The 9,095-nt window shown below is 62.7% G+C and carries 7 protein-coding genes; 3 read left to right on the top strand and 4 right to left on the bottom strand.

The features are described 5' to 3' along the window. Positions 1 to 123: 123 nt before the first annotated feature. Positions 124 to 936: an exodeoxyribonuclease III gene (gene xthA / locus ACQKPS_RS26445; protein ID WP_427606205.1), complete on the bottom strand. Its 813-nt coding sequence runs from the start codon at positions 934 to 936 to the stop codon at positions 124 to 126. Positions 937 to 1,100: 164 nt separating this feature from the next. On the opposite strand from xthA, the gene ACQKPS_RS26440 reads away from it, so the two are divergent. Genes ACQKPS_RS26440 through ACQKPS_RS26430 form a run of 3 tightly spaced genes read left to right on the top strand, consistent with a single transcriptional unit; the run spans position 1,101 to position 7,218 of the window. Beyond that, positions 1,101 to 1,751, top strand: coding sequence for a GNAT family N-acetyltransferase (locus ACQKPS_RS26440; RefSeq protein ID WP_427606203.1), 651 nt, complete (start codon positions 1,101 to 1,103; stop codon positions 1,749 to 1,751). 53 nt (positions 1,752 to 1,804) lie between these two features. Then, on the top strand, positions 1,805 to 3,547 hold the full coding sequence (locus ACQKPS_RS26435) for an autotransporter assembly complex protein TamA (RefSeq protein ID WP_427606209.1): 1,743 nt from the start codon (positions 1,805 to 1,807) through the stop codon (positions 3,545 to 3,547). Further along, positions 3,547 to 7,218, top strand: a complete 3,672-nt coding sequence (locus ACQKPS_RS26430; protein WP_427606201.1) for a translocation/assembly module TamB domain-containing protein — start codon at positions 3,547 to 3,549, stop codon at positions 7,216 to 7,218. The genes ACQKPS_RS26435 and ACQKPS_RS26430 overlap by 1 nt, the downstream gene beginning before the upstream one ends. A 7-nt stretch (positions 7,219 to 7,225) precedes the next feature. On the opposite strand, the gene ACQKPS_RS26425 is transcribed toward ACQKPS_RS26430, so the two are convergent. The 3 genes from ACQKPS_RS26425 to ACQKPS_RS26415 all read right to left on the bottom strand — a co-directional run bounded on the left by ACQKPS_RS26425 (position 7,226) and on the right by ACQKPS_RS26415 (position 8,966). Further along, the gene (locus ACQKPS_RS26425) at positions 7,226 to 7,762 is read right to left on the bottom strand and encodes a DUF2589 domain-containing protein (protein WP_427606207.1); all 537 of its coding nucleotides are present in this window, start codon (positions 7,760 to 7,762) and stop codon (positions 7,226 to 7,228) included. Between the two features lie 84 nt (positions 7,763 to 7,846). Beyond that, complete coding sequence (locus ACQKPS_RS26420) at positions 7,847 to 8,521, bottom strand: DUF2589 domain-containing protein (RefSeq protein ID WP_427606199.1); 675 nt, start codon at positions 8,519 to 8,521, stop codon at positions 7,847 to 7,849. A gap of 64 nt (positions 8,522 to 8,585) precedes the next feature. Continuing rightward, positions 8,586 to 8,966 (bottom strand): Mor transcription activator family protein, encoded by a 381-nt coding sequence (locus ACQKPS_RS26415; protein ID WP_427606197.1) that lies wholly within the window; start codon positions 8,964 to 8,966, stop codon positions 8,586 to 8,588. Between the last annotated feature and the right edge of the window lie 129 nt (positions 8,967 to 9,095).

The following is a 9,095-nucleotide window of genomic DNA, read 5'->3' as shown; positions in this document are numbered from 1 at the left end:
CAACCATGGCCTCACAGACATGGCCACGTTGCAACAAATGTAGGAGCGGATTTATCCGCGATGCGCCGCGCGGGCGGCGCTCGATCTCACAGGCGACACATGCCTTCCGACATGCACACAGACTCAGCTTAACTCCAGCCAGATCGGCGCATGGTCCGAAGGCTTTTCCATCCCGCGCAACTCATAGTCCACACCGGCCGCCTTGATCCGCGGCACCAGGGCCTGGGAGGCCATGATCAGGTCGATGCGCAGCCCGCGCTTGGGTTCATCCTCGAAGCCGCGGCTGCGGTAGTCGAACCAGCTGAAGCGGTCGGCTACGTCCGGGTACAGGTGGCGGAAGCTGTCTACCAGGCCCCAGCCCTTGAGGCGCTCCATCCACTCGCGCTCTTCCGGCAAGAAACTGCACTTGCCAGTCTTCAGCCAGCGCTTGGCGTTGTCCGGGCCGATGCCGATGTCACAGTCCTGGGGCGAGATGTTCATGTCGCCCATCACCAAGACCGGCTGGTCGTTCTTGAACTGCCCTTCGAGCAACGCTTGCAGGTCGCTGTAGAAGCGCTGCTTGGCTGGGAACTTGGTGGGGTGGTCACGGCTTTCCCCTTGTGGGAAGTAGCCATTCATGATCGTGATCGGGGTGCCGTCGGCATCGGCGAAGGTGCCCCAGATGAATCGGCGCTGGGCATCTTCTTCATCCGTGGCAAAGCCCTTGAACAGGGTCAATGGCGCCTGGCGCGAGAGCAGGGCGACCCCATAGTGGCCTTTCTGGCCGTGGTAGTGCACGTGGTAGCCCAGCGCCTGGACATCGGCCAGAGGGAACTGATCGTCGCTGACCTTGGTTTCCTGCAGGCCGATCACGTCCGGCTGGTGCTTTTCTATCAGCGCCGCCAGCTGGTGTGGGCGGGCCCGCAGGCCGTTGATGTTGAAACAGACGATCTTCATCGGAAAGACAATCCTGGTAAAAGGCCGGATGCTAGCCGACATCGGCGATGATCACCAGCATGGCGGCCAGGCCCTGGCACTGCTAACGTGCTGGATGAGGTGAACGATGCGCAGTGGAGCACCTCCAAGGCACTGACAGGCCCTTTCCAGGAGGACGACCCGCCATGCTCGAAGCCGCTGCCGCCCAGGCGCGTGTCTGCACCCTCGACGACGGCTACAGCCGTGAGGCACGCTCGTTGTTGTACAACGCCTACCGCCACGAACCGACCTTTGCCTATATCTTCGAAGCCCAGCGCCCAGGCTATGAGCGCCGGTTGCGGGTGATGGTGCGCGAGTGGGTCCGTCAACATTTTTACCTGCAGCTGCCGGCCATCGGCCTGCTGCTGGAAGACCGCCTGATCGCCATGGCCCTGATCGTCCCACCGCAACGTCGCCTGGGTGTTGCCGACAGCTGGGCCTGGCGCTTGCGCATGTTGCTGGGCACCGGCCAGCGCTGTACCCGACGCTACATGGAATACCAGGCCGCGCTGGCCAGCTGCCTGCCGAGCGGGCAGGTGCACATGCTGCCGCTGCTGGGGGTGCATCCGCAATTTCGAGGCTGTCACTACGGCGAGCAATTGTTACAAGCTGTTCACGATTGGTGCGCGGAGGACCCCAACACCCAAGGCGTGGTGCTGGACTCTGGCAACGAGCATTACCTGGCCTTTTACGCGCGCCAGGGCTACGAAGAGATAGGGGAGGTGGCTGTAGGGCCGATCCGGGAAAGGGTGTTCTTTCATCCCAATCCAGCGTCATCCATGTCATCAATTGCTTGAACTGTGCCGCCAGGCGCCTCCCTTGAGCGCCTGGCTCTGGTAGCATGCGCCGCATGACGTATTCAGGAAGACTTACCTGGGGCCTGGTTTTCTGGGCCGCCAGTGTTGCAGCGTGGGGCCAGAGCGAGTTGCTGGTGAAGGTCAAGCCCGCCAACAAGGAGCTCAAGGCTAATGTCGAAGGCTATATCGGTACCCTCGGAGACCGCGATGAACAAGCGCTGCTGCGTTTCAGTCGCGGGGCCCAGGAGCAGGCGCGCAAGGCCGCGCAGGCACTTGGCTATTATCAGGCGCAGATCGACACCGAGGTCAATCCGCCCGCCAAGGCCGACCAGCACCCGCAACTGATCATCAAGATCGCCCCTGGCGAGCCGGTGCGCCTGCGCAACGTGACAGTGCGCATCGAAGGGCCGGCCAGCGAGATGAAAGCGTTTCGCATACCCGACAGCAAGGCCCTGCGGGCGGGTGAACAGCTCAATCATGGCGTGTACGAAGATGCCAAGCGGTTGATCCAGAACCAGGCTTCGCGCTATGGCTTCTTCAGTGGCCGGTTCACGCGCCAGCGCCTGGCGGTCGACCCTCAGGCCGGCGTGGCCGATATCGAACTGGTTTACCAGAGTGGCCCGCGCTATCGCCTCGGGGCCGTGAAATTCAGTGGTGATACGCCGCTCGACGAAGACCTGCTGCAGCGCATGGTCTCGTTCAAGCCCGGCACGCCTTACGACTCCGAACTGATTGCCCAACTCAACAACGACCTGCAATCGAGTGGCTATTTCGAAGGCGTGCGGGTCGATGCCGCGCCCACTGCGGCAGTCGGCGAAGACATCCCGGTAGACGTGCGCCTCGACACCCGCAAACCGCGCACCATGGGCCTGGGCCTGGGCTTCTCGACTGACGTGGGGCCGCGTGGCAAGGCCAACTGGACACGGCACTGGGTGAATCCGCAAGGCCACAGTTATGGCTGGGAAACCGAGCTTTCGGCACCGCGGCAGAACGTGGGCCTGTGGTACGACGTGCCGCTCGATCCACCCTTGACCGACAAGCTGCGCTTCGCCGGTGGGTACCAGAACGAGGAAATCGCCGGCACCGACACCCTCAGCAAGTTGCTGACCGTCGGCCCGGAGTGGCACAGCAAACTGGCCAGCGGCTGGCAGCGGGTGGTCTCGCTCAAGTACCAGCGCGAAGAGTATCGCCTGGGCGATGACTCGGGGCTTAGCAATCTGTTGATGCCGGGCGTGAGCTTTTCCTACCTGCGCAGTGACAACCGCATCGACCCGCACAACGGCTACCGCTTGCAGTTCGACACCCAGGTGGCCAAGGAAGGGCTGGTGTCCGATACCAACCTGTTGCATGGCAATGTCCTGCTCAAGGGCCTGACTACGCTCGGCCACAATCACCGTTTCCTCGGCCGGGTGCAGTTCGGTGGCAGTGCCACCAACGGCTACAAGAACAACATTCCGCCGTCGCTGCGCTTTTTCGCCGGTGGTGACCAGAGCGTGCGCGGCTACGACTACCAGACGCTCTCGCCGAAAAACAGCGACGGTGACCGCATCGGCGGGCGCTACCTGGTCGCGGGGAGTGTCGAGTACCAGTATTCACTGGCCGAAAAATGGCGGGTGGCAACCTTCATCGATCAGGGCAACGCGTTCAATACGCTGGAACTGCCCAGCCTCAAGACCGGGGTCGGCTTTGGCGTGCGCTGGGTTTCGCCGGTAGGGCCGCTGCGCCTGGACCTGGCCAAGGCGCTCGATGATGACGGCGGTATTCGCCTGCACTTCTCCATGGGGCCCGAGCTGTGATGCGTGTGTTGAGATTCATTCTGGCGGGCGTGCTCGGCAGTGTGCTGCTGGTGGCCCTCGCGCTGGGGCTGTTGTTGGGTACCGAAGGCGGCAGCCGCTGGGTTCTCGGCCGGGTGCCAGGGCTGACCATCGAGAATTTCCAGGGCCGTTTGGCAGGTACCTGGCAGGCCAGCCAGTTGCGCTGGATCGACGGCGGCAACACGGTGCAGATGCAGGCGCCGATACTGAGCTGGTCTCCCGCTTGTCTCCTGCGCGCCACGCTGTGTATCGACCAGTTACAGGCTCAGCGGGTCGACATGGCCTTCGCGCCAAGCGATCAACCGGCCGACAGTGGTCCGCTACAGTTACCCGCGCTGCGCTTGCCGGTGGCGATCGAGGTCGGCGAGGTGAAGGTAGGGCAGTTGCGCCTGGATGGCAGTGATCTGCTTGGCGATCTGCACCTGGCGGCGCACTGGACAGCGAGCGGCCTGCGCATCGACAGCCTGCAGTTGCAACGTGACGATTTGCGTGTGCACGTGCAGGGCGATGTGCAGCCTGAGGGCGATTGGCCGGTACAACTTCAAGGCCAGGTGCAGTTGCCAGCGGTGGAGGGCAAGACCTGGCAACTGGCGCTGACCGCCAAGGGTGAATTGCAGAAAGCCCTTACCCTCGACGGCACCAGCAGCGGCTACCTGGATGCCCGCCTGAACGGGACGGTGCAAGCCCTGGCCGAACACTTGCCGGCAAAGCTGCAGATACGCGCCGACGCATTCAAACCAACGTCCTCGTTGCCCGACACGTTGCAGTTCAACCAGCTTGTGCTGGACGCCCAGGGCGACCTCCTCAAGGGCTATCAACTGTCAGGTAGTGCCAGCCTGCCGGCCGAACAGGCACCGATCGCACTGGCGCTGACTGGCAAGGTGGACGCCAAGGGCGCCAAACTGGATGGCCTGGACCTGACAGCCAGCGACACCCAGCGCGTCAAGCTGCAGGCCAGCGCGGACTGGCAGCAGGCACTGAAGGCCGACGCCCAACTGGATTGGCAGGATTTTCCATGGTTGCGCCTGTATCCGCTGGATACACCGCCGCAGGTTACCCTCAAGCGTTTCAGTGCCCAGGTCCACTATCAGGATGGCAACTACCAAGGCACCTTCAACGGTGACCTCGACGGCCCGGCAGGTGCATTCACCCTGGCCAGCCCGTTCCAAGGTGACCTGGGCCAGGTGCGCCTGCCGCAGCTGTCGCTGGCGGCCGGGCAGGGCAAGGCGGTGGGCAGCGTCGCCGTGCGCTTTGCCGATACGCTGGCCTGGGACGTCGACCTGCAGTTGTCAGCGCTGGACCCTGCGTACTGGCTCGCGGAGTTGCCCGGCACCCTGGCCGGGCCTTTGCGCAGCCAGGGCGAAATGAAGGGCGAACAGCTCAGCCTGGATGCCCAGCTCGACCTCAAGGGGCGCCTGCGCGGGCAGCCGGCGGTGCTCAAGGTCGAGGCACAAGGTGCCGGGCAGACCTGGACGCTCGGCGCCCTAGCTGTGCAACTGGGCGATAACCGTATCAACGGCAGCGGTAGCCTGCAGCAGCGCCTGGCCGGGCGCGTCGACCTCGATCTGCCGCGGCTCGGTCAGCTGTGGCCGAGGCTGCAAGGGCAGGTCAAGGGGCGCCTGGACGTCAGCGGCACGCTGAGCGCGCCGCAAGGCAACCTGACCCTGCAGGGCCAGCAACTGGCGCAAGAAGAAAATCACCTCCAGCGGCTCGAGCTGGAGGGGCGTCTGGACAGCGCCCAACGGGGTGTGATCGACCTCAAGGCCAGCGGCATCCGCCTGGGGGACACGGTGCTGGGCACCTTGCAGGCCAACGGCAAGGGTGATATCCGCCAGCAGGCGCTGAGCTTGGCCCTGAACGGCCCGCAACTCAAGCTCGACCTCGGCCTGGATGGCCAGCTGAGCAAGGGTGACTGGCGTGGTCGCCTGGCCAGCGGCAGGATCCAGGCCGGTGGCCAGGACTGGCAGCTGCAGTCACCGGCGCGCTTGCAGCGGCTGGCCAGTGGCCAAGTGGATTTTGGTGCCCACTGCTGGCGCTCAGGCCAGGCCAGCCTGTGCGGCGAGGACCAACGGCTGGCGCCCGAGCCGCGTCTGCGCTATCACCTCAAGCAGTTTCCGCTGGATAGCCTGGCGCAATGGCTGCCGAAGGACTTCGCCTGGCAAGGCATGCTCAATGCCGATGTGAACCTCGATGTTCCGGCCAGCGGCCCGAAGGGCAACATCCGTGTCGATGCCAGTGGCGGAACGTTGCGCGTTCGTGACAAGGGCCGCTGGATCGACTTCCCTTATCAGGCCTTGCGCCTGGACAGCACCCTGGCGCCACGCCGGGTCGATACGCGCCTGGATTTTCGCGGTGAACGCCTGGGTGAGCTGAGCCTGAACACGCGCCTCGACCCGTTGGGCAAGAACAAGCCGCTGTCAGGCGACTTCCGCCTCGCCGGGCTGGACGTGTCGATTGCCCGTCCGTTCGTGCCGATGGTCGAACGCCTGGCCGGGCAGTTGAATGGCAGTGGCCGCTTGACCGGCACCTTGCTGGCGCCACAGGTCAACGGCAACCTGACGCTCAGTGGTGGCGAGATCAGTGGTGCCGAGCTGCCGGTCAGCCTGCAGGACCTGTCGCTGCAGGCCTTGATCGCTGGCGAACAGGTGCAGCTCAACGGCGGCTGGCGCAGCGGGGAAGCCGGGCGGGGCCAGCTCAACGGTCACCTGACCTGGGGCCAGGCACTGGGCATGGACCTGCGTCTGCAAGGCCAGCAGCTGCCTGTGACCGTCGAGCCCTACGCCACACTTGACGTCGCTCCAGACCTGACCCTGCGCCTGATCGACGACAAGCTGGCGGTGACCGGCAAGGTGCTGGTGCCCAAGGGCAAGATCGTTGTGCGCGAACTGCCACCCTCGACCGTCAAGGTCTCGGATGACACGGTCATCGTCGGCCACCAGACCGAAGAGGGCAAGCCGCCGATGGCGATGGCCATGGACATCGACGTGGTCGTGGGGCAGGACACGCTGTCGTTTAGCGGTTTCGGCCTGACTGCCAACCTGCTTGGCCATGTGCACATTGGCGACAACATGGACACCCGCGGCGAACTGAGCCTGGCCGATGGGCGCTACCGTGCCTATGGCCAGCGGCTGACCATTCGCCGCGCACGGCTGCTGTTTGCCGGGCCGATCGACCAGCCTTATCTGGACATCGAGGCCATCCGCAAGGTCGACGATGTAATTGCCGGTATCCGCCTGAGCGGCAGCGCCGAGCAGCCGACCACCGCGGTGTTCTCGGAACCGGCCATGAGCCAGGAGCAGGCGTTGTCGTACCTGGTGCTCGGGCGCCCGCTGGGGACTTCGGGTGAGGATAACAACATGCTTGCCGAAGCGGCATTGGGCCTGGGCCTGGCGGGCAGTGCCGGGATTACCGGCAGCCTGGCATCGGGCCTGGGGATCGATGACTTCCAGCTGGACACCGAAGGCTCTGGCAACAGTACCAGCGTAGTCGCCAGTGGCAATCTGACCGAGAAGCTCAGCTTGCGCTACGGGGTCGGGGTGTTCGAGCCGGCCAATACCATTGCGCTGCGTTACAAGTTGAGCAAGAAGGTCTATCTGGAGGCTGCCAGCGGGCTGGCGAGCTCCCTGGATATTTTCTACAAGCGAGACTTCTGAGGCCGCGTCAGCGTACGGTGGCGGCCTCGATGAATTCATTGCTGTCACTGGGTGGAGGGGTGGGGGTGGTGCGTACAGGAATGATCATGTTGGTGTACTGCTCGATCAGCCTGTTCAGTGCTTCAGGAGGCTCGCATGCCTGGAATTGCATGCGAATCTGCACTTCGTCAGGGTCGCGCGCTTCACCTTGGCGGCCCTGTGCGCCGATGGAAACCTTGAAGTTTGCAGCGGGGTTTTTCTCCGCTGCTGCGTCCAGGTCCTGCATTACATCGGTGCCTTTGACACGAACCGACAAGTCGACCTGCATGCGTTCAAGTGCCAGCCCTTTGGGGGAGACCAGTGCAAAGAGGGGCACACGCATGATATGGAAGTCGTCCATGGCGACCTCTACCATCTTTGCCCTCATTGGGGCACCCAGCGCCTGATCATCGAAATCAAAAAATTGGTCGAAGAGGTTTATATACTGCTGCGCGATCAGGCTGTTGGTCGCCGCCGCAGCCTCTTGCAGGCCGCGAGTGATATCGCGCAGGTCAAGCGAGGTCATGGGGGAGGGTGACGTGTCCACTCAGTGTTTCCTCTTTTCCGTAAGCTCCCCCGTCGTGGGCGACGGGGGTAATGACGCAGTGGCTCAAGGCGCTGTCGTATTTGCATTGGCCGGTGCTGCGGTATTCGCCGCCGCGGCATGGTCGATCTTCAGAACGTCAGCGTCGGAGATCTTTTCGAGACTGCGCGGTGCTTCGTCACCTTTGACCACGACCGGTTTAGTACTTGCGCTTACCAGGAAATCAATAACTTTCATCATCGCCTCAGGCGGTTCCTGGCGCGCGATGCGGGTATTGAACTTATAACGGGCAGTCGTGTCGGTTTTGCGTGTTTGCTCGGAATGGTTACTGATGCTGCCCTTCACGCTGACGCTGAACGGTCCCCATCCCACTTTGCCTTCCAGGCTGCCTTCTTTTGTGCTGTTGCTCTTGTCTTCGGCAAACTGGTTGATTGTCAGTTCGAACTCTACATTACCCTCCATGATTGAGATATTCGGGTGGGTGATGGCGGCCAGCAGGGGCACCTTCATGGTTTTGCTGACAACACCTTGGTATTCGCCTTGCTCATTGACGATCGTTTCGTCGTAATCGAACTGAATGGCGACTGCCTTGCCATCCCGAATACACACTTGCATCAGGAAGTCGGCGTAGGATTTGCTCGCACTCACCTGAGCCTTGATCATCGCCTGCAAAGGCGCAGCAATCATTTTATCCATGGGCAACGAGTTGATCACGGAGCCGATAAGGCTTTTGTCTATCATGGGTATATCCTCGCGTGGGTATTAAAGTGTTCGACAGCGTCTTTGTTCGTCGCTGCCTGCTTGATCAGCGAGCGCCATGTTCCTGGCGCCGGATGTTGCCAATCTGTCGCAGGCTCAACCCATACTTGTTGGCGAGCAGGCTGCGAGACAAACCTTCGGCGCTTTCTTTCTGGATTTGCAGATTGCGCAATTGCCGCAGGAAATGATCGGCCTTGGGTATTTCCAGGGCCACGCCGGCAAATCGCTTGATCAGGGCGTCGAGTGCGTCCGCCGGCAGCACCTCGGCGAGTTTGGTGCGCGCTCGGTGCTTGGGGATGTACTTGGGCCTGCCGCCGTAGGCGCAGGTCAGCTGGTAGGCGTTTTCAAGGCCGATGCATTCGATCAGGGCCTGCAACGAATGCGGTAACTGGCCGATGTCGATGGATGTGAGATCTGGCAGTTCCATATGAGACTTCCTCGCGGTGGATGGAGCGCGATGCCTGTCATTGGCATGGAGGAATTCTCGGTGAGCGCCGAATGTTGCTGCTAGGCGCCAAGTGGGCTGCCAGGTGTAGTTTTTGTGAGCGGGGCTTGC

Source organism: Pseudomonas sp. NPDC086566 (assembly GCF_050280885.1).
GTDB lineage: Bacteria > Pseudomonadota > Gammaproteobacteria > Pseudomonadales > Pseudomonadaceae > Aquipseudomonas > Aquipseudomonas vlassakiae.
This window is presented reverse-complemented; position numbering and strand designations above follow the sequence as displayed.

What these genes read in the sequence shown, in the direction of transcription:
- ACQKPS_RS26430 (WP_427606201.1), top strand. Translation starts at nt 3,547, where the DNA reads ATGCGTGTGTTGAGATTCATTCTGGCGGGCGTGCTCGGCAGTGTGCTG.
- ACQKPS_RS26425 (WP_427606207.1), bottom strand. Translation starts at nt 7,762, where the DNA reads ATGACCTCGCTTGACCTGCGCGATATCACTCGCGGCCTGCAAGAGGCT.
- ACQKPS_RS26420 (WP_427606199.1), bottom strand. Translation starts at nt 8,521, where the DNA reads ATGATAGACAAAAGCCTTATCGGCTCCGTGATCAACTCGTTGCCCATG.
- ACQKPS_RS26440 (WP_427606203.1), top strand. Translation starts at nt 1,101, where the DNA reads ATGCTCGAAGCCGCTGCCGCCCAGGCGCGTGTCTGCACCCTCGACGAC.
- xthA (WP_427606205.1), bottom strand. Translation starts at nt 936, where the DNA reads ATGAAGATCGTCTGTTTCAACATCAACGGCCTGCGGGCCCGCCCACAC.
- ACQKPS_RS26435 (WP_427606209.1), top strand. Translation starts at nt 1,805, where the DNA reads ATGACGTATTCAGGAAGACTTACCTGGGGCCTGGTTTTCTGGGCCGCC.
- ACQKPS_RS26415 (WP_427606197.1), bottom strand. Translation starts at nt 8,966, where the DNA reads ATGGAACTGCCAGATCTCACATCCATCGACATCGGCCAGTTACCGCAT.